General features: G+C 46.8%; 18 protein-coding genes. 16 read left to right on the top strand and 2 right to left on the bottom strand.

Annotated elements, in window-relative coordinates:
• Window positions 1–166 precede the first annotated feature (166 nt).
• Window positions 167–1,231 carry a type I restriction endonuclease gene (locus Q0Z70_RS02235; RefSeq protein ID WP_298072233.1) on the bottom strand — a complete coding sequence of 355 codons (1,065 nt, stop codon included), beginning with the start codon at window positions 1,229–1,231 and terminating at the stop codon, window positions 167–169.
• 182 nt (window positions 1,232–1,413) lie between these two features.
• Between Q0Z70_RS02235 and Q0Z70_RS02230 the strand changes: the two genes are divergently transcribed.
• From Q0Z70_RS02230 to Q0Z70_RS02155, 16 genes are all read left to right on the top strand, one after another.
• On the top strand, window positions 1,414–5,910 hold the full coding sequence (locus Q0Z70_RS02230) for a tape measure protein (RefSeq protein ID WP_298072231.1): 4,497 nt from the start codon (window positions 1,414–1,416) through the stop codon (window positions 5,908–5,910).
• A gap of 53 nt (window positions 5,911–5,963) precedes the next feature.
• Entirely contained in the window at window positions 5,964–6,383 is a 420-nt protein-coding gene (locus Q0Z70_RS02225) for a hypothetical protein (RefSeq protein WP_298072229.1), read from the top strand.
• Between the two features lie 70 nt (window positions 6,384–6,453).
• Entirely contained in the window at window positions 6,454–9,234 is a 2,781-nt protein-coding gene (locus tag Q0Z70_RS02220; protein WP_298072227.1) for a hypothetical protein, read from the top strand.
• The gene (locus tag Q0Z70_RS02215) at window positions 9,231–10,436 is read left to right on the top strand and encodes a hypothetical protein (RefSeq protein ID WP_298072225.1); all 1,206 of its coding nucleotides are present in this window, start codon (window positions 9,231–9,233) and stop codon (window positions 10,434–10,436) included. Before Q0Z70_RS02220 ends, Q0Z70_RS02215 begins: the two co-directional genes overlap by 4 nt.
• 1 nt (window position 10,437) lies before the next feature.
• Window positions 10,438–10,671, top strand: a complete 234-nt coding sequence (locus Q0Z70_RS02210) for a hypothetical protein (RefSeq protein ID WP_298072223.1) — start codon at window positions 10,438–10,440, stop codon at window positions 10,669–10,671.
• On the top strand, window positions 10,655–11,677 hold the full coding sequence (locus Q0Z70_RS02205; protein WP_298072221.1) for a hypothetical protein: 1,023 nt from the start codon (window positions 10,655–10,657) through the stop codon (window positions 11,675–11,677). The genes Q0Z70_RS02210 and Q0Z70_RS02205 overlap by 17 nt, the downstream gene beginning before the upstream one ends.
• 21 nt (window positions 11,678–11,698) lie before the next feature.
• Window positions 11,699–13,018 (top strand): hypothetical protein, encoded by a 1,320-nt coding sequence (locus Q0Z70_RS02200; protein WP_298072219.1) that lies wholly within the window; start codon window positions 11,699–11,701, stop codon window positions 13,016–13,018.
• A 524-nt stretch (window positions 13,019–13,542) separates the two neighbouring features.
• Window positions 13,543–14,361 (top strand): reverse transcriptase, encoded by an 819-nt coding sequence (locus Q0Z70_RS02195; protein ID WP_298072217.1) that lies wholly within the window; start codon window positions 13,543–13,545, stop codon window positions 14,359–14,361.
• Window positions 14,318–14,548: a hypothetical protein gene (locus tag Q0Z70_RS02190; protein WP_298072215.1), complete on the top strand. Its 231-nt coding sequence runs from the start codon at window positions 14,318–14,320 to the stop codon at window positions 14,546–14,548. Before Q0Z70_RS02195 ends, Q0Z70_RS02190 begins: the two co-directional genes overlap by 44 nt.
• Window positions 14,496–15,080, top strand: coding sequence for a hypothetical protein (locus Q0Z70_RS02185; protein ID WP_298072213.1), 585 nt, complete (start codon window positions 14,496–14,498; stop codon window positions 15,078–15,080). The genes Q0Z70_RS02190 and Q0Z70_RS02185 overlap by 53 nt, the downstream gene beginning before the upstream one ends.
• 23 nt (window positions 15,081–15,103) lie before the next feature.
• The gene (locus Q0Z70_RS02180) at window positions 15,104–15,499 is read left to right on the top strand and encodes a hypothetical protein (RefSeq protein ID WP_298072211.1); all 396 of its coding nucleotides are present in this window, start codon (window positions 15,104–15,106) and stop codon (window positions 15,497–15,499) included.
• 6 nt (window positions 15,500–15,505) lie between these two features.
• Window positions 15,506–16,828: a collagen-like protein gene (locus Q0Z70_RS02175; RefSeq protein ID WP_298072209.1), complete on the top strand. Its 1,323-nt coding sequence runs from the start codon at window positions 15,506–15,508 to the stop codon at window positions 16,826–16,828.
• Window positions 16,829–16,874: 46 nt separating this feature from the next.
• Window positions 16,875–17,225: a hypothetical protein gene (locus Q0Z70_RS02170; RefSeq protein ID WP_298072207.1), complete on the top strand. Its 351-nt coding sequence runs from the start codon at window positions 16,875–16,877 to the stop codon at window positions 17,223–17,225.
• 20 nt (window positions 17,226–17,245) lie between these two features.
• Window positions 17,246–17,647, top strand: coding sequence for a D-Ala-D-Ala carboxypeptidase family metallohydrolase (locus tag Q0Z70_RS02165; RefSeq protein ID WP_298072379.1), 402 nt, complete (start codon window positions 17,246–17,248; stop codon window positions 17,645–17,647).
• Window positions 17,648–17,893: 246 nt separating this feature from the next.
• Complete coding sequence (locus tag Q0Z70_RS02160; RefSeq protein ID WP_298072205.1) at window positions 17,894–18,514, top strand: hypothetical protein; 621 nt, start codon at window positions 17,894–17,896, stop codon at window positions 18,512–18,514.
• Between the two features lie 102 nt (window positions 18,515–18,616).
• Entirely contained in the window at window positions 18,617–19,084 is a 468-nt protein-coding gene (locus Q0Z70_RS02155; protein WP_298072203.1) for a hypothetical protein, read from the top strand.
• A gap of 31 nt (window positions 19,085–19,115) precedes the next feature.
• Here the strand turns inward: Q0Z70_RS02155 and Q0Z70_RS02150 are convergent, their stop codons facing one another.
• A complete protein-coding gene (locus Q0Z70_RS02150) occupies window positions 19,116–20,084 on the bottom strand; it encodes a site-specific integrase (protein WP_298072201.1) in 969 nt (322 codons plus the stop codon).
• Window positions 20,085–20,291 lie beyond the last annotated feature (207 nt).

The following is a 20,291-nucleotide window of genomic DNA, read 5'->3' as shown; positions in this document are numbered from 1 at the left end:
CATGTTGAATCTCTAAAATTCAATCAAATTTAAAGAGTCAATAGACTGCCACTTTGTATTACGTATGTCTGTTTTATGAGTGCATCCAGACATTGATAAAACAATCACAAGTAAGACAAGTAAAATCTTATTCATATTCAAATATTATTTGATGTTAGTTCTGTTCCTATTCGTTTGCCGCCAGTGCTACATCAAGTCCAATCTTTAGCTTGTCTTGATGCTTGCGTATATCTTCTATAGTGTCAAGTTTAATCCATTCGCAGCTACCATAACCGTTAATCGGAATGCCCATGCGTTTACTATATGGCTTCAATGATAGCCTGCATATCCAGTGCCAGAATATCCCGTCAAGATTAATGGCAAAATAGCTTTTGAAGTCTCTATATTGAATACGTTCTTCTTTCGTATATTGCTTTAAAATATCTCTGACAATATGGTAAGCGTCTATTTCTTCCTGTGTTGTAACAACTCCACGCGTTCCATCTATTGCCACATTCCCATCTGTTCCTGACGGCTCACTTTCTTCTACTTTCATAGCTGTAGAAAGTCTATCAGAAATCATATCCCCAATAACAGATGCGATAGTCTTTTTGATAATTGGCTTATACTGTTCTATCAGTTTTTGATTTGACTTCCAATCATTCAAACAGCGGACAAAATATCTTGTAAATTCATCTCCCGGTTGTTTGAAATTCTGTTCAAGCAATTTTTTTACCTGAATGGTGATCTGTAATTCCTGTGCTGTACTTAATATCGCTTTCTCATCGAAATACGATTTGTGGAAACTCTTTAATTGTTCTATGTCGGTGTCTGACAGACCAAGCATATTTATCACCATGAAAGGATTTTCATCCATTACATTCACTTTATGAATGTCTGTGTAAAAACGGTATTCTATTCCGTTTGTCAGTATTCCAAAACGAGCATTTGAAGCAATGTAATATCTTGCAAGCTGCGTATTATGCAGAGTTAAGTTCTGTTTGCAATGTTTGCATTCAATAAGAATAATCGGCTTCCCATCTTTCATAATAGCATAGTCTATCTTTTCACCCCTCTTTGCAAGGTCGCAGTCCATTTCCGGCATTACCTCAAAAGGATTGAACACATCATACCCAAGTGCAGAAATCATCGGCATAATAAAAGCTGTCTTTGTAGCCTCTTCTGTAGATATTCCATCTATTTGCTTCGATATCTTATCTGATAATTGCAATATTACGTCTTTAAAATCCATATTTATTATCTGCTATAATATAACGGCACAAATATATTAATTTATATAATTGGCAGCAAAATAAAATATCAAGAATATTTTGGAATTTATCTTACTATGATTTTCATTGATAGAAGTATATTTTTTCTAACTTTGCAAAAGCGTATGATGTTGTACGCAACTAATCTAAGTACGAAAAGACTATGGCAGGATTGCATTTTGACATTACCGGTGATAATACTAATTTGCTACGCAAACTGCGAGAAACAGAAAATGGCGTTAAGTCTGTATCGAAGACCGTAGAAAAAGAGGGTGGAAATATCGAAGAGTTGTTCAATCGCCTTGCAAGGTCTGCTGCAGCAATTGGCGTCGGCTTTTCTGCAAAAGAATTCATATCGAAAGCTGTACAAATCCGTGGGGAGTTCCAGAAACTTGAAGTAGCTTTTACGACCATGCTTGGAAGTAAAGAGCAAGCTGAAAAACTTATGGCACAAATGGTGAAGACAGCTGCCACTACTCCATTTGATTTGCAGGGTGTCGCTAATGGTGCCAAGTCTTTGCTTGCATACGGTGTCGCAGCCGAAGATGTAAACAAAACGCTTATCCGGCTTGGTGATATTGCTGCCGGATTGAGCATTCCGCTTGGTGATTTGGTATATTTGTATGGTACGACAAGGGCACAAGGACGACTTTATACAGCTGATTTGAACCAATTCACAGGTCGTGGTATTCCTATGATACAGGAACTTGCAAAACAGTTCGGAGTAGCTGAAAGCGAAGTGAAGAGCTTGGTTGAAGCCGGTAAAGTTGGTTTCCCTGAAGTTCAGAAAGTGATAGAAAGCCTGACAAACGAAGGTGGAAAGTTCGGTGGCCTGATGGAAGCACAATCTAAAACCATTGCCGGGCAGATAGCAAATATCGAGGATGCCATTGACACTATGTTCAATAACATCGGAAAGACCAATGAAGGATTTATCAACAAAGCTTTATCCGGCGTGTCATATCTTGTAGAGAACTATGAAGCAATCGGGAAAATCATTATTGAACTTGTTGGGTCGTATGGAGCTTACAAGGCTGTATTGATTTCACTGAGTGCCATTGAAAATTTACGCTATCAATCCACATTGGCGTACATGGCAGGATTGACAAAAATGCAGGCTGTGACAGAAGTTCTGAAAGCTAAAACGCTTGCTTTGAACAAAGCGTTGATGGCTAATCCTTATGTATTGGTTGCAGCCGCTGTTACCGCTCTTGGATATGGGATATATAAGCTTGCTACGTACCAAACCGATGCAGAGAAAGCTCAATCGAAATTGAATGATGCTATAAAAGATGCAGAAAAAGCTTCCTTGTCAGAACAACGTGAACTCGCAAAATTGAAAGGTGAGCTATCTGCATTGACAAAGGGGACTGACGAATACAATGATGTTAAAGATAAAATTGTAAAAGGTTACTCTAAGTACTATGATGGCTTGGATGAAGAAATAGAAAAGGTTGGACTTACCGAACAGGCTTATTTAAAATTAACCGAGGCAATCACCAAGTCTTTTGGAGCCAGACAATATGAAAAGTTTAAAGGAGAACAACAGGAAGAACTTGATAGCTTAATATCTGACAATCTCTCTAAAATCCAAGAAAGACTTATTCAGAAGCTCGGTGAAGAACAAGGGGCAAAATTTTATACCAAAATAAGAAATTCCGTTTTAAGCGGAAATGTAAAATCAATAAATGGATTATCAAAACTGAGCGGGCTTGATAATGAAACGCAAACTATACTTGATAAGGTTGCAGGGGAAGGTGGTTTTTTAGTAAATCGATCTATTGAATCCTATATTATTAAGATCAGCAGTGCAATCAATGCAACAGAAAAGCTCGATAAGCTTGCCAAAGAGCGGTTTGGAATTTCTGACACATCTCCACAGGCAACCAGTCAAAACAAACAAGTCATAGATGAAGAGTCAAATTACCAGAAAGATTATGATGCCGCAAAGAAAGCATGGGAAGAAGCTAAAAGGAAACTTGAAGAGATTGAAAAGGATAAAAAAACTTTCACATCAAAACAATATGAAGACGCAAAGACCGATTATGATGATAAAAAGAAGAAATACGAATCACTTGGAGGAATAACATCCGATAAGGCTATTAATGAGGCCAAAAAACAAGCAGAAGAACAGCTCAAACAGCAAGAACAACTTTCTGAACAACTCCTTTCTCTTCGCCGTAAGAACCAGCAGGAAGAAATTGACCTCATGGATGATGGGACAGAAAAGAAACTGGCACAGATAAAATCCGACTATGAGGAGCAGAAACAAACCATTGAGAAGAAGGCAATGGAATTGGCCAAGGCGAACAAAGAAGCAGGGATTACGGAAGTCAATAAAAACGGGCTGACGCATGAACAGCAGGATGAGATAAACAAGGCGATTTTCCTGAATATTCAGGGCATGGATAAAAGCATCAATGACTTATACAAATCTTCTGTTGACAAATACCGGTCATATACAGACGAGCGCCTTGCCATTGAGAAGAAGTTCAACGATGATATTGCCACCCTGCAAAAGGCACGTAATAATGCGGAGTCCCAAGGGAATGCCGATGAAGTTGCCAAGATTGACCGCTCTATCTCAAAAGCTATTGCCGACAAAGGCAAAGAGCTGATAAGGCATGACTTTGAAGTGTTGAAACAGTCTCCTGAATACATCCGTGCTTTTGAAGACTTGAAGAACACTTCTTCCGAAACGCTCAATTCCCTGCTAACCCAATTAGAGAACGCCGAGCAGACGGCCGCGCAAACGCTTAATCCTGAGGACTTGCGGGAATATACGACCACGATTCAAGAAATCATGGATGAGCTGGATGCACGTGATCCGTTCAAGGCACTTGCAGACCGTCAGAAAGAGCTTGCAGAGGCAGAAAATGAACTTGCTGAAGCGGAAAGACGACTTAATGCTGTAAATAGCGGAAAGAAAATCGTTACGGGAACCACCCTTGGAGAAGATGGGAAAATCAAGGCTACATATCTGTCCGCTACAGATGCGCTGAACAAATATAATGCCGCCAAAGACAAACATCAGAAAGCCAATAACAATTTCATCAAAGCGGAAAATACAGCGAGAGAGAAAGTGGATGAGCTTGTCGATGCGATAAAAGGTATCGGAAGTGTGATAGGCGGGCAGGCAGGCGAGATCATCTCCCTTATGGGTGATGTGGCACTGTTCGCTACAAGCACGATTGACGGTATAGGCAAGGTGTCTCAGACAGGAGCAAACGCAATATCTGCGATAGAAAAAGCCTCTGTCATTCTTGGCATTATATCCACAGCCATACAGCTATTGCAGAAAATAAGCGAGTTGGGCAATAACAAAGCTTTCAAACAATACGAAGCATACGCAGAAAAGATAAAAGAGATAAATGCGCTTACCGATGCAGTTAACGAATACCGCATTGCAACTTTGGAAGCGCAGCAGGCTGAAAGCAACTGGTTCTCCTCTGACAACTTGAAAAGTCTCCGTGATTACAAGACCCTGCATGATGAGGTTTACAAAGCATACGTAGATAAAGCCGGGGAATCACAAGCCATCTATCAGAATGAGAGTGGAGGCGGTTGGCTTACAGGGGCATTAAACTGGGTAATGGGGAATTTGTCACTTCTCTCTTGGTGGGATAATTGGAAGAATATTTGGGGGCAGGGAGACTACAAAGAGGGTCAGACGGCCGCAATCAATAATTTGCGCATTGAAACGAGAAAGGCAAGCAGCGGATTCCTGGGAACCGGAATCGGAGGACATTCACAGCAAACTGAAGACCTTGTTACATGGGCGAGGAAGAACGGCTTAGGTGAACTGTTCGATGACAAGGGACTTGTAAACAAAGAACTTGCCCAATCGCTTATTGACAATTATGGAAACAAACTTGTAGGCCAGACAAAAGAAACTCTTGAAGCCTTAATGGAACTCCGTGAGCAGTACGATGAGTATATCGAGCAGTTGCATGAGTATGTCAGTTCCTTATATGAGCCTCTTGTAGATAATTTTGTAGATAGCATATGGAGTTGGCTTGACAACGGGAAGAATGCTTTGGATAGCTTCAGGGAATATGCTTCTGATACGTTCCGTGACATCGTTTCTGATATGCTGCGTACCATCACGCTTGAAAAGATTTTCAACAATGAAGATGTATGGGGGAAAGGCGAAAGCTACCAGTCACAAATTTCAAAAGCGTATGAAGATTATGCGAGCGGCTTGATTGACGAAGTGGAGCTGAACCGGAGAGTTACTGCGCTTACCCAAAAGATGCTTGAAAATGCCGAGGCGCAGTTGCCTGCAATAGAAGGGCTTGGCAAAAACATCATAGAGACAATAAAAAATGAGACCGGGATAGACTTGACACAACAGGAAACAACCGCCCAGTCCGCAAGCGGCAAAGGCTTCCAAGCAATGTCGCAGGACACTGCCGACGAATTAAACGGACGGTTTACCGCCTTATATGAAGTCGGGCTACAGATACTCCAAAACATAACAGTCCTTCAGACCATAAGTGTTTCAGCGCAAGGGAGTGGCGAAACCCTTCTTGAAATAAAGAATTTGATGATTTTGTCTAACGGACACCTTGAAGACATTTCTGGATTTGCCAAAAAGATACTTGAAGGATTTGGAAAAAAACTTGATGACATTAATACTAATTTAAAGAATGCTTTATAATGGAAGTAAATGATGTTTTGAAATAATCAATGAGGAACTGTAAAAATTTTATTATGAAAGGAGAACTTTATATTAACGGGAAAGATGCTTATGACACATGGGGAATAAGCATGGCTGACACATCACTATCTGCACTAATGACACCTGCACCAAACAAAGAGTATATAGAAAATAAGTCACGTCTTGAACATGGGAAAAGGGTCATAACTGAGAATGTGAAAGTTGATGAAAGAAGTTTGTCTTTAGAAATCCATCTGACGGCGACACACAAGGATCAGTTCTTTGAAAGATACCTCTCTTTTTGTGAAGAACTAAAAAAAGGAGCGTTGGAAATAAAAACCTCTTATCAGAAAGATGTAATATATCGGATGATATATAAATCGTGCAGCCAATTCAGCCAGTTCATGCAAGGTATAGGAAAATTTACTCTGAAATTGGAAGAATTCAATCCAGAAAATAGAAAATCGCAATAAAAACGTTTGTTTTTCAGACATTATTAGTACTTTTGCATAGACATCGTATGAAAGTGTACGAAACCCAACAATGATAACTATTGACATCAAAGACATATCTGGGCAAGTAAGATTTTCCACTCCCATCAACAAGGGAGCCAAAGGAAAGTTTATGTTGATGAAAGAGGACTATATTACCCTGCCTTTCTCGGTACCCTCTCCTATTCCATTCAAATTAGGCGATTACGCAGACTTGTCTGGAGTTTTTGATGAATCAATGGGTGGCAAGTTAGCGAAGATCTATGAGATAACCGATTTGCAGAAGCCCGTGTATAACGCTTCCACTGGAGGATATGACTACGAGTTAAAGCTGGAAGCCTACTACCGGAAGTGGAAAAACAAGATCTTCAAATACAACCCAGAACAAGCCGGCAGTGAAGCTTCATGGTCACTCACCGCATCACTTGACATACAATTAGGCGTATTTCTTCGCAATCTGAAAGCCTTGGGATATACCTATAAAGGAACAGAATTCACATTTAACATAGACAATACCATTGAGAACAAGGCTGTGCCAATGACCTACGACAACATGAACCTGTTGGACGCTTTGTTTTCGATGGCGGGTGAAGACAAGTGGAACTGTGATTGCTGGATAACGAACAACGTAATTCATTTCGGGAGAAATGAGTTCGGCGATGCTGTCAAAATCGAGCGTGGTGTCGAAGCGTTGGCCATCACCCGCAGCGAAAGCCGGGGCACTTATGCCACACGTATTTATGCGTTCGGCTCCACACGTAATATCCCTACGAATTACCGGCCGACCGAAGAGCAGGCAGTGGTGAACGGTGTCGTACAGAAGCGCTTGATGCTCCCTGCCGATACACCCTACATTGACGCATACGAAGGTATGTCACAGGAAGAAGCCATTGAGAATATAGTGGTATTCGATGATGTCTATCCTCGACGGGTGGGCACCCTTTCTGATGTACATACCCGCACCGAAGAAGTAGAGAATGAGGATGAAACAAAAGAGACTGTCACTTACTACCGCTATAAAGATACCGGACTGGAGTTCAAGGAAGAATATATCATCGAAGGACAAGAACTTCAAATAACCTTTCAATCCGGTAAGCTGAACGGAATGATATTCGGCGTCATCTTCAACCCATCACCTAAGGATGAAAACCGAGGCGAGCAACTTTGGGAGATTGTTAGGAACGAAGACTATGGTCGTCCTCTACCTGATGACATCATCCGGCCGGAAAATGGAGACAAGTATGTTCTTTCTGGATTCAACATTCAACTGGTTTCCGACCAATATATCCCCGATGCCGAGCAGGAACTAAAGGAGAAGGCACAGAAATACGCAGACAAGGTAAAGAAGGACGACGGTACCTATCCTACTACACTGATGAGCGACTGGGTACATGAAGATCCTATTTCACGCACATACGAGTTCGGCCAGCGTATCAATCTCATGGATGACACTTACTTTGAAAACGGGCGTATCTCCCGTGTTCTCGGCTGGGAAATGAACTTGGACATTCCTTGGGACAGTCCTGTATATACCATCGGTGAAAGCATGCCTTACTCACGTATCGGTGAAATTGAAAGTGATGTCATGTCGTTAACTTACAAGGGGCAAACTTATTTCGGAAAAGGAGGAGTATATCTTATCAAGGTTAATGATTCAACCGCTCCAAGTGATAGTAATACATTTTCCGCATTACGGGCATTAAAAATGTTCCTCCGCAAAGACCAGCCCGACAGCACGGAATTTCTCGTGTCGTTTCTGGGTGGAGCGATTTTCGGGAGAGACGGCTTCGCTTCGGGACTGACAGGCTTCGGCGCAAAGATTGACGAGAAGGGCATCGGAGAAATGGAGGCACTCACTTTAAGACGTTTCTTGGAAGTGCCGGAGCTTCGCTTCAACCGTGCGGAGATTGTCTTGGGCGACAAATGGCGTTCTCCGGGTGCAGGCATCATCGAAAGCGTGGAGATAGACTACGACGACGAAGGCCATCCGCTGCGAACCGGTACGGTGACACTGAAGCTGCAGGACGGCGAAATAGGTGCGGTGGCAGAAGATGACATCTGCATGGGGTATTTCCACAATTTTGACACACCGGAGGAGAACGCACAAGAGGACGTTGACGACAGCCGGGGCAACCGTATGTTCGCAGGGTTCTGCACCATCTATTTCCGCATCACAGAGATATTGGATACCGGCACGAACAGACGGTTCCGCTATGTGCTGCGAGGCCTCTCCGACCGCTGGAAATACTCTTTCCATCCGTGCGAGGCCCTGCACTTCGTGGGTTATGGCAACTTCACCAACAAGGACAGACAGACCTCCGCCTACGAGACGAGGACGTACAGGCGATTCCTTGTCGGAGTGAACGACTGGGAGTTCACGAAATCCATGATCGGCATGCAGGACGGTGACCTGAGCAACCTCAGTGTGTTCGATCTCAATATGACAGGGTACTCGGCCTACCTGAACAACATCTACATGTCCGGCACCATCGAACAGCTGGCGATTGATGCACCGGTACGCATCGAGATAGACACGCAGGGAGACAACTTCCTCGCCTACGGTGAGTCGATGGACATCACCTGCAAGGTGTTCAAGGGATGGGAGGACATCACGGACACCGTCAAGCAATGGACTATCACGAGGGACAGCGGAGATACCGCTGACGATGATGCGTGGAACATAAAGCACAAGGACTTCAACGGTTCCATAACGATACACAACACGAAGGAACTGAGCGATTTGGGAAATAATTCATTAACAGCGGTAAGCACTCTCTTTACCATAACGGCAACGAATGAGGAGGCGTCCGCAGAAGCGATAGTAACGATATGATAGAGAGCGAAAAGAAAAGAATCCGAAAAGAGTTCCAGCCGCTCACCCTCGCGGTAAGCCTGAAGATACTCACGCCCAACAGCCCTGCCAATCAGGTCTATCATGCGGCTGAATACGAATATGAACCTGACCGGGTGGTCACGCCCTTAGTGATTTTACCGGAAGTCATCGCAAAGGCGGCTGACGGTAGCTGGGACAGGCCCTACGCCAACTCCCTGTTGGCTGACATGAACTGGTTTGCCAACGGGACGAACCTTTCCAAAATCCCTTCGTGGGAGGGGAAGTACAGCATCGACACGGTGGGTGATACACGCGGGGCCATCACGATAAGCCGGAATGTGGCGTCGGGGGAGAGCTTCGAGCTGCATTTCGAGGGCGTCATAGCCGATACCCGGCTGGGAATGAACATTCCTGTCAAGACGGACACCCTCCTGCTGACCACGCTGGACAAGAGCGAAGATACATATGCCCTGTCTATTGGAGAGAGCCAGATTATCCGATACAATCCCTTTCTTGACAAGCTCCTTATGTACGATTACAAGGCAGCGAACGGACTTATTACCGCATCAGAGGCGAGCAGGAGCGCAGCCTTGGACGAGAACTCATACGAGCGCGCCATAGACCTGCTGGTGACGAAAGGGACGAAAAAGATAACGACAGGGTATACCATCGAGCTTTACAGGGTGAACAGCACGACATCACAGACACCGCTTACCACAGCCGACCATGAGATAACGCTTATCTCCACCACGAGGATTACGATGGACTTGCGTCTTGTGGAGAAAGGCGATTACCTTATACTTGTCAAGGTGGACGGCAAGGAAGTGGCGAGACAACAATACTCCGTGAACCGTGTCTATCCGAAGTTCACGTGCGTACCGGCAAGCCAGGCATCCATCAACCCTGGCGAGATACTGCACAGGAACGTGGCGATGGTGCAGTGGAACGGAGAGATTGTGCCGATACCGGCCCCGATTGTCCGCATGGTATGGTACACGGACAGCGCGAACAAGACCGGAGTGGAATGGCAGGAAGGAGACAAAACCGTAGTAATGTTGGATCAATCGGGTATCGGCGACACTTACCTTGACGACTGGATGGACGTGTACATCCGGGCCGAGCAGAAAAAGGCCTTCTACCTATTGACAGACGCGACGGACAACTATACGGACAGCAACGGAAACATCTATATAAATAATTGACATGAGGTATATTATAGCAAACAAGGAAAAGGCCCTGAATGCCGGGGTGCGACTGTTGGGGCACCGGGTAAAGGGGGCATCCATCATCCTGAATGAGAAAGAGGTCGGGTGCCTGCCTTCCCTGAATGGAGAATTGGAAGAGAGAATACAGTCGTTGGACGGAACCGCCTATACGGACACGCGCATCCATCAAATCATATCAGAGGGAGGATGGGACTATGGCAGAGAATTATAGTGCACAGAACACCATCACCATCAAGCGTCTGCGCTCCAACGACAGCCTGACGCTGACTTTTGAGAACAATGGCATTCCCCTGTTTCAGGGTGTGGACGAAAGCAGCGGGGCGGTCTCACCGGACTGGAGCACGGCGGCAAATCAGCCCGTGCGGACACCCAAGGTCACTTCGGCACGAGGACTGACAGTCAGCCTGTCGGGTCATAGCTGGGCTTACAACGGCGTGGGCTTGAACTTCAACGGAGCGGAAAGCGGGGGATGGAAAAAAGACAGCACGGGCAAGTTCGCCATGGAGACCGCTACCGGCGCCATCAAGATCGTCGGCAACCTGGCGAGCAAGACGAACGTGGCGGGGGACACGCTGACCTATTCCTGTGTCGCATCCGTGGCCGGTGTCGAATATAACCTGACGGGAGAACTGCCGATTGCGATCCAGAACATGGGAGCCAGCTCCTACTACCTCGCCATTCTGGCGAGCACCGAACAGCTGACAAGCTCGGTGACAAGCTGCACCCTGACAACCAAGCTCTATGCCGGTGCCAACGCCGTGGGCGACTACCATGTCAAATGGTACAAGGATACGGCAGCCTGGAGCGATAAGAACGGGCAGAAAACAATCACTGTGAACCGGAGTGACGTAGACGGCACCCAGCTGTTCATCGCAGAAGTCTATCCGTCTTCAGCCGCCTTACAACCGATCGCACGGGCCGGGGTACGCATCATCGACACGGCGGACGAGTTCCAGATTGTGTGCTACATAACCTCCACGAACAAGGAGGTGGATGCCGGACAACCCGTCACCGTGAGTGCCAAGATTGTCAACATGACGACGGGAGCGGCTTATACACCCGGCTCCGCATCGTGGACGATGGACGTGATGGACAAGGAGAACTGGAAGAGCCTGAAGCATGCCGACACGAACTCCATATCCGTGACAACCGCGGAGACGGACCGAAACGGCACGCAATACGATGTAGATGTTTTGGCGGAATGCCATTTTGACTAACATACAAACAAAAACAAGATTATGGGAACAAAAGCATTGGGAAACGAAACGATGGTGTCCTCCATCCTGCGCTCCAACACGGTGCTGGTGGAGGTCGGAGGCAGTGTCAGACGCATCAGCGTAGAGAACTTCATGAACGCCATCAATCAGGGAGACGAACAGATGTTGAGACAGGTGGCCTGGGGGATTCCGATCAAACAGTCCATCCAAACAAGCACGAGCTACGGCGTGATAGGCAATACGGCCGCATGGACGGAATACAAGCTCTATTGCGGCCGCTATCTCGTGACGAATGACGGGAGGGCCGCCAAGTTGTCGCCCACCAACAGTGCGGTGTTTGCAGACGGCACTCAGGTGGACGAGACAAAAGGACACGTGATGTGGATCGGGCCGCGTCTCTACTATCGCGTGCAGACGGACAGTGTGAGCGGCGTGCCTGTCCTGTGGCTCTCCATGCTGCCGATAGGAGGCGAGTATATCGGTGGGGCGAACGGCGGGATGTATAACTGCATCGGGGCATACAAAGGCTCCATGAACGGCAGCGCACTGGTCTCACGTTCGGGAGTGGTACCGGCAGGCAGCAAGACCATCAGCGCATTCTGGACGGCCGCACAAGCGAACGGCAAGGACTGGGGACTGACCGACTACGACCAAAGAAAACTCATCCTTGCACTGGGACTCTCGCAATACGGAGACACCAACATACAGGCGAAGCTCGGCAACGGGGTGTGCGGCAGCGTCAATAAGGATTTGTGGAATGCAGCCGCAAAACTGACGACCGGGGCAACCAAGAGCCTCGGCGACAGTTGGGGCAAGGTAAGCATCTCCGTAGTGAATGGAGAAAACACCGGTACGGACTGCTCACGGGTGAACCTGATGGGCATCGAAGACCCCTACGGCTGGCAATGGGAGATGATTCAGGGAGTCTATTGCGGCAGCTCTGAGAACAACACCCAAAGCGGTACGGAGATTTTCATTTACAAGGGAAACCGCCTGCCGACCAGCACGGAGCTGACATCGCACCCCAACGGGGAGTACAGGACGGCTGAGCGGCTGACCTCCAGCGGACAGGTGCAGGAACTGATTTTGGGAGCACATTTCGACATCTTTCCGAAAAAGATCGGCGGCAACAGTACATCGTACTGGGCGGACTACTCATGGGCAGCTCCGAACGGCCAGCTGGTTTTGTGGGGCGGTGGTGCGTCTGGCGGCGCGGACTGCGGCCTCGCTTGTGCGCACTCGGCTAACGCTTGGTCGACCTCGGTTGCGTTTATCGGCTCTCGCCTTGCGTTTTTCGGAGATTTAACGTTTGTTAACGGAGCACAACTGATGTCCGCGTGACAGGTCTTGTGCGGTTCGTTCTTTGAATTTCGATGAATCAAAAAAGCCGTCCGCCTTCCCGTTGTCCGGCAACGGACAACGGGCGAAAGCCGACAGGCGCGGGCGGTTGGCAGAGGGGGACAAGAGCTGGTTTTGTGGGGCGGTAATGCGAATAACGGCGCGAACTGCGGCCTCGCTTATGCGAACTCGAATAACGCTTGGTCGAACTCGAATGCGAATATCGGCTCTCGCCATACTTATCTGTCGCAGAGCAATCTGCGAGTTCCCCGAACCATGACCTTGCAGGGCGCAAGCCGCTGCAACGTAGTGGCCGCACGGTCACGATGTCAGAAAATCAAGAAAGCGGAAAGGCCGCCTGTTTTGCGTAGGGCGGCAAGCGGTGCGAGTAGGTATCTCTCGAAAGCTCCGGGCGGATTATTCAAGCAAGCGGAAACGGATTGCGGTTGACGGAATAATGTCAGAAGGGTCTGAACAAGACAGGACAAGAAGTATGGCGTGAATTTTTAAACAAGGAGGCAGCGGATATGGATAAGAATGACATGGATTGGAGAAGCATGACGCAGGAGGAGATAGACGTGATGATAGCACAAAGGATAGACGCCGACAGGAAGAGGATAGAGGCGAACGGAGGCAAGAGGCCCAAAAGAGCCGGATACATCCTCGAACGCATGGCGGAGATGGACAATCTGCGCGCGGCGGACAAGGAGGCACAGGACGGGAAGGTCAGGAAGAACCGCTTCATCAGGCGGCATAACCTGCACCCCGAAGCAGACCTGCGGGCTTTGCAGCTGATGATCCTGACACTGGACTTTCCGGCACCGGACTATAGCGTGATGAGCCTAAGGAGCGACGCCGGGAAGGTTCGGGATATTGTCAAGCAGAAATATTTCCCGTGGCGGATCTTGCATCATGCGATTATGAGGGTGATTGGAGAGGATCTTTACAAGAGCCTGATTTACGACACGAGTGCCTGCATCAAGGGCAAAGGGTTGCATTTCGGAGTGAGGAGGATGAAACGCTTCCTCCGACGGTACTCCGAATACACCTGGTTCGTAAAGACGGACTTCAAGAAGTTCTATCAGAGCATTCCGCATGAACTTGTCCTCGCCTCCTTGAGAAAGAAATTCAAGGATGAACGGTTCATCAGGCTGATAGAGGTCGCCGTCCTGTCGTATGACAGCGGTACGGAAGTAATAAAGATATTGGAAAATGAAGTCGAACGGAAAAAGAGGAGTTCCCATTGGAGCGTTTACCAGCCAGCCCATCGGCAACTTTGCGGCCAGCCGGATAGACCATGTAATGAAGGAAAAGTACCGCGTGAAATGCCTGCACAGGTATTGTGATGACAACGTGATGCTGGCCCGCTCGAAGTCGGAGGCGCTCTTCCTGATCCGGGCGTATGAACGGGAAAGCGCCAATGTCGGGCTGGTGGTCAAGGCGAACAGCTGCATCGCTCCGATAGGCACGGAGACAAGAAATGGGAACAAAAAGCATAGGAAGCGAAAGCGGGGCAAGAGGAAGAAGGATTGACTTCCTCGGCTACTGCTTCACGAAAGACAATGTACGCCTGCGCAAAGGCATGAAAAAGAACTTCGCGCGCAAGGTGAAACAGGTCAAAAGCCGGAAACGGAACCGCGAGATACGGGCCTCGTACTGGGGCTGGTGCAAGTGGGGAGACTGTAAGAATTTATGGAGAACAATAACGAACAATGACATGAGTTTCGCCGACAAAGGGATCAGACAGAGTGGAAAAACGAAGGACGGAAAGAAGTTCTTCGACGTGAGGGAAACAAGGCTGATGGACATTCTCAACGTGCCCATCACGGTGCTGGACTTCGAAACGGATGTAAAGACGAAACAGGGCGATGGAAGATACTGCGTGCTCTTCGAGCAGGACGGGCGGCGGGGCAAATTCATAACGAACTGCTACAACCTGAAAGACGTGCTGGATCAGGCACGCGAAGCGGAGAACAACGGTCAGAAGATTTTTCCGGTGGAGGATGTGATTGTCAAGCGTCGTCCGCTGGGTGACGGGAAGAGTGCTTATTATTTTGAAGAATAACAATAAAAGAATGGAGGTAATTTATGAAATGTTATGGTACGCTGGCAGGAGAACTGCCGACCGGTGTAAAAGTCGTGGTTGAATGTGCGCTGCTGCGCATTTACTTTGACTTTGAAAAGTGTGAGCCCGCCCGGACGGACGGCCCTGAAGACACGGATGGCGAAGACCGGTATGTCTGCGAGAACGTGGACGTCGAAGGGGTGCATGATTATGACAATATGGTGAGTGCCATCATCATGGATCGGTATGATGCGAACAAGCGGGATGCCATTTTCGCCAACTTGGAAATGGCGCGTGACGGGGCTTCGGAGCTTGACGAAGGCAAGCGGGACGAATATCTGAAAGAGTACGCCGACTATCAGGAATACCGTTTGAAGGCGAAGAGAATTGCGAAAGAAGTATTGGATAAATTGGGGTGACACGTTATGGAAGCGCAGGGACATATATTGATAAGAAGAAAGGCAAAGGACGGTGCGGACGGCAATCAGGGGCCGCAAGGGAATCCGGGCACTCCGGGACGTGACGGGAGCGCTGGACTTGACGGCGTAATCCTTTGGCCAAGCGAATGGGCGGAGAACATCGCGTACCGAAACGAGACAAGCAAGACGACTTCGCCCCGATACGTTGATGTGGTGTACATACAGAACAAGGCGCTGGCTTCGGGGTGGGAGGCTTACGTATGCAGGCAAAGTCACACGTCGTCAACGTCAAACAAGCCTAACGGGTCAACCACTACGTATTGGGAGAAAGTGTCTAACTTCTCCGCCATCATGGCGCCCATCATCCTCGGCAAGAACTCTTTCATCAACTTCATGCAGGGCAACCGCATACAGATAGAGAATGCCAACGGAACAGTGGCGGCAGGGATGTGCGCTATTGAGACAAAGAACACAGACCCTGTGATATGGGCAGGTCAGACATACGCAAACCGTGCTGCAGCTCCGTTTCGTGTAGACAGTGCTGGCAACATGACGGCTACTAATGCAACGATTACGGGGACGGTAAACGCAACTTCGGGACGAATTGGAGGACTACGTATAGTAGGTAACTCACTTACTAATATTTCAGAAGATAACAAATTTGACAATGACGCATATATCATCCTGCGAAAAGACCCCGAAACTTTTGTAGGGATAGGTAACAACGTACTTCCTGCGGTGGGGGGACAGGTAGCAGTCGGTCGTTTTGAAAATAAAGGAAATAGCTATTTAGGTACTAACTATGGTTTAGTTGTTGATGTACGTAACGGAGAAGATAATGTAGCAATAGCTATTTTGGGTGGAAGTATATCTGGACTTGCATTAACGACAAAATATATAGATGCGTCAAATCAACGAGTTACTTTGGATAGAAATGTAGGGTGTGTATATGTCACAACAGCGTATAGTGGTGGAACACGAGATGTCTATATCACACTTCCTACTATGGAACACTATGACGACGGGCATGTAATCAAAATTAAGCGAGGCTCAAACAATAATAATAAAGTGCATATAATAGCTGGAAGTTCACATTGGAATACACCTACTACAAGTAATAATGTTATTACAGGGTGGACAACAAATTACGGGACATCATGTCTTCTTACCGATAGCAATACATACATTACCAGCACAACAACAGGACTTAATATAGACAGTGAAGGTGATGCTATGGAATTTGTATATTTTCGTGATATGGCTTATCAATCAGGAAGTTACACATATCATGGAGTCTGGGTACAATTCAAGAACCCGCGTGCATGGTAAAAACAAAAACAGAATAAAGTTCTGCCGGACTAAATAATTGATTGAGATGGATACGAACGACTTGGTCATGCTGATAACCGCCCTTGGCGGTATCGAGGGCTTAAAGCAGCTGCTCAAGTGGTGGTTGAACCGCCGCTCCGAGTTCCGCAAGCAGGATGCCTCTGCCGATGCCGCCGAGAACGAGAACGAGCGCAAGCAGGTTGACTGGTTAGAGGCCCGCCTTGCACAGCGCGATGCGAAAGTGGATGCCCTCTATACAGAGCTGCGCAAACAGGAGAGCGAGAAGATCGAACTGATATACACTCTCCACGAGAAGGAGTTGCAGCTGAAGGAGGCCGAGGTGAAGAAGTGCGAGGTTCGGGGCTGCGAGAACAGAAAGCCGCCGAGTGATTATTGACTTTTTTAAAATCCTGGATGATGAGATATTTTACAATCGCAGAATTATGCAGGTCGGTTACTGCTGACAGAAGGGGAATCGACAACCGTTGCAAGCAGGTGCATGTGGCCAATCTTACAGCCTTGGTAAACCATGTACTTGACCCGCTGCGCGAAGCCTACGGTAAGCCCATACACGTCAACAGCGGCTTCCGCTCCCCGGCGCTTAACAAGGCTGTTGGCGGATCGCCAACCAGCGACCACATGCAGGGGCGAGCCGCAGACATCACCGGTGGCAGCCTTGAGGAGAACAGGAGGCTGTTCAACTTAGTGCAGTCGCTTGGACTCCCATTCGACCAGCTCATTGACGAGAAGGATTTCGCTTGGGTACATGTCAGCTACCGGAGTGAGAAGGAGAACCGGAAGCAGGTGTTGAAGTTATAAGACGGAGATGGATTACCTTCAGGAACATTCTCATGGCGCCACGAAAATGGTATGATAAGCGATGCTTGCAACATTCAGCGAATAAACCGCCATGTTGCAAGCAGGATTGCAAGGAGTTCTTTGACTTGGTGGGACACCGCAAAACAGATATTGTTTGTTGTTTAATGTTGTTAAACACGGTTATGATTATGCATACTGCGAATGTTTTTTGCTTATTTTGCAGCGTTAAATCAATGCTGATAAATTGTGATGGACTTCTTGAATGATTTTATTATGAAGCATTTGGCAACATCTGTGATAGTCATTATCATAGCTGTAGTTGGTTTTGGCTTCCTTGTATGGTGGTGCTCGGCACTATATTATAAGATAAAGAAGATGGAGCAATTACCGTGCAATGACCATGACGGTAGAATGGGGGAACTGGAAAAAACAATGGCCGATATAAAAGAGGATTTGACCGTAATAAAAAGTGTGATTATACAAAAATATCCTACTTCAGCAAATGTATTCAGTATGAAAAAGAGTCCGAGAAGATTGAACGAAATGGGTGAATGGCTGTTTGAGCAAGTTAAAGGGAGAGAATTTCTTGAAAAGAATAAAGGCTTTCTATTTGCAAAGATGGACGATGGACATCCTTCTACTGCCCTTGACGTGGAGAATGCGGCTCATATTGCATGCAGCAGTTCCACCAATGAACCAATGTTTTCGGAAATAAAAAACTTTGTGTATAATGCTCCTTCCATTGATATTCCTGACGAGGATATGGGTAGCCGAAAATATGACATAACGCTTGGAGATGTATGCTTTGTATTGAGTATTCCACTGCGAGACATGTATTTGTCTGAACATTCTGAGATTAAAGAGTAGTAACCATTCTAATATTTTGCTTAAGGCGGTGTCCCACAAGTTCACCGCCTTTTTTATGCCCGGGCGGCATCCAAATTCGGGCATAGGCAAAAAGCTTATGTTATGAAATGGATTTATTGTTTTATTTTGGTAACTGTCATGTGCTCCTGCCGGAGCGTGAAGTATGTGCCGGTCGAAAGCAGTGCAGACAGCGTGGTGGTAGAAAAATTGGTGGAAGTCCGGCTGCCTCCCGACAGCGCCACTATCCGTGCCCTACTTGAATGTGATGAAAACGGAAAAGTGGTTCTGTCCTGGCTGGACATCGCCAACAGCAGGAACGCACAGGCCCGACTGACCATTGACAGCCTCGGCAACCTGCTGGCTAAGATGCGGACGATGACGGACACGGTTTATTTGCCGTCTAAAGAAGTGACGGTTACTAAGGAGATGAAAGTGCCTTATCCTGTAGAAAAGGAACTCACACGCTGGCAGCAGATGAAGCTGGAGCTTGGCGGATGGGCGTTCGGGATCATCATCACGGCAGCCTTGATAATTGTCGGGTGGATAGTGTACAAGTCCCGGAAAAAGTAAAGGCGACCGAATAGGCCGCCTTTTTTTTCACTCACCTTCTCATCAGCATAATATCAGACCTCAATTCGATGTATTCTTTGTACTTCTCCGGGTTGTCCACGTAGTCAATCACACGGGCTATTGCCATATCCGCCTGTTTTTGCCGAACTTTGATATAATAGCGAATAACCCCTTTGGATTTGTCCGAATGCCCCAAGCAATAGTCTATTATTCCGTCAGGAATGCCTATTTCAGAAGCATATTGAGCAAACGACTTACGGGCCGAGTAATAGATGACCTTTTCAGTAATCCCCAACTTCTTGGCCAGTGCCGCGAGCGAACGGGTTAAGTAACGTGAGAAATTTTGATAAGAGAATTTATATCCGAAGTCGAGCCTGCCGGTGTTTTTGTTCATCCATAGATCTATGATTTCCTTTGCTTGAGAAGGAATACTGAAGCTGATTGTCCTCGTGCCATGTGTTGTGTTCCTTGATTTTGTCCTGACGTATTCCAATACATCCACGTTCTTGAAATTGATTTGAAGTAGGTCTATGAGGTTTATTCCTCCGAGGTAGAAAGAAAGGCAAAACAGGTCGTGTGCCACCCGAAGCTTCTTCTCCTTCGGATGAGCCAGCCGTATCTTGTTAAACACCCCGATAGGCAAATCCACTTCCCGAACATTTGGTGTCGAGATAGAGTAATTTAAGAACGGATGGACATCATACTTCACAAGTTGTTGCTTCACCCCTCTGTTGATGATGGTTCGTGTCCTTGACATCATCATTCCAAGAGTTGTGTCGCCCACTCCTTTCTTGACCTTAAGAAATCTGGAATATCCGTCAATGAGAACGGGTGTTATGTCTGAAAGAAGAATGTCCCCTTTGATAAATTCTGCAAAGTACCGGCTATTTCGTTCCAGCAGGGTAGCGTAACTTTTCCTGCCCTCCTCCTCCAGCTCGGAGATATACTTTCGACATACAGCTTGAAAGGTAGTTTCCTCCTTTGTTGTTGTTGAGTTCAAAAGTAATTGCCTTAACTGCTTGCAGTCATAAATGGAAATGTTCTCTATCTTGTCAAGCTTTTCTTGATAAGAATTTAGTAGATTTCACACCATACAGGCATAAATGAAAGCATCTGCTAATAAAATGCTGAACAAATAGCATATAATCAATATATTATAACCATATACGGTTTTTCATTTGCTTTCATCGTTTTCTTATTTTTATGT

The sequence above is a fragment of the uncultured Bacteroides sp. genome (genome assembly GCF_947632445.1).
Taxonomy (GTDB): domain Bacteria; phylum Bacteroidota; class Bacteroidia; order Bacteroidales; family Bacteroidaceae; genus Bacteroides.
This window is presented reverse-complemented; position numbering and strand designations above follow the sequence as displayed.

Coding starts and splice junctions, on each gene's coding strand:
- Q0Z70_RS02235 (WP_298072233.1), bottom strand. CDS start 1,231: ATGGATTTTAAAGACGTAATATTGCAATTATCAGATAAGATATCGAAG.
- Q0Z70_RS02230 (WP_298072231.1), top strand. CDS start 1,414: ATGGCAGGATTGCATTTTGACATTACCGGTGATAATACTAATTTGCTA.
- Q0Z70_RS02225 (WP_298072229.1), top strand. CDS start 5,964: ATGAAAGGAGAACTTTATATTAACGGGAAAGATGCTTATGACACATGG.
- Q0Z70_RS02220 (WP_298072227.1), top strand. CDS start 6,454: ATGATAACTATTGACATCAAAGACATATCTGGGCAAGTAAGATTTTCC.
- Q0Z70_RS02215 (WP_298072225.1), top strand. CDS start 9,231: ATGATAGAGAGCGAAAAGAAAAGAATCCGAAAAGAGTTCCAGCCGCTC.
- Q0Z70_RS02210 (WP_298072223.1), top strand. CDS start 10,438: ATGAGGTATATTATAGCAAACAAGGAAAAGGCCCTGAATGCCGGGGTG.
- Q0Z70_RS02205 (WP_298072221.1), top strand. CDS start 10,655: ATGGCAGAGAATTATAGTGCACAGAACACCATCACCATCAAGCGTCTG.
- Q0Z70_RS02200 (WP_298072219.1), top strand. CDS start 11,699: ATGGGAACAAAAGCATTGGGAAACGAAACGATGGTGTCCTCCATCCTG.
- Q0Z70_RS02195 (WP_298072217.1), top strand. CDS start 13,543: ATGGATAAGAATGACATGGATTGGAGAAGCATGACGCAGGAGGAGATA.
- Q0Z70_RS02190 (WP_298072215.1), top strand. CDS start 14,318: ATGAAGGAAAAGTACCGCGTGAAATGCCTGCACAGGTATTGTGATGAC.
- Q0Z70_RS02185 (WP_298072213.1), top strand. CDS start 14,496: ATGGGAACAAAAAGCATAGGAAGCGAAAGCGGGGCAAGAGGAAGAAGG.
- Q0Z70_RS02180 (WP_298072211.1), top strand. CDS start 15,104: ATGAAATGTTATGGTACGCTGGCAGGAGAACTGCCGACCGGTGTAAAA.
- Q0Z70_RS02175 (WP_298072209.1), top strand. CDS start 15,506: ATGGAAGCGCAGGGACATATATTGATAAGAAGAAAGGCAAAGGACGGT.
- Q0Z70_RS02170 (WP_298072207.1), top strand. CDS start 16,875: ATGGATACGAACGACTTGGTCATGCTGATAACCGCCCTTGGCGGTATC.
- Q0Z70_RS02165 (WP_298072379.1), top strand. CDS start 17,246: ATGAGATATTTTACAATCGCAGAATTATGCAGGTCGGTTACTGCTGAC.
- Q0Z70_RS02155 (WP_298072203.1), top strand. CDS start 18,617: ATGAAATGGATTTATTGTTTTATTTTGGTAACTGTCATGTGCTCCTGC.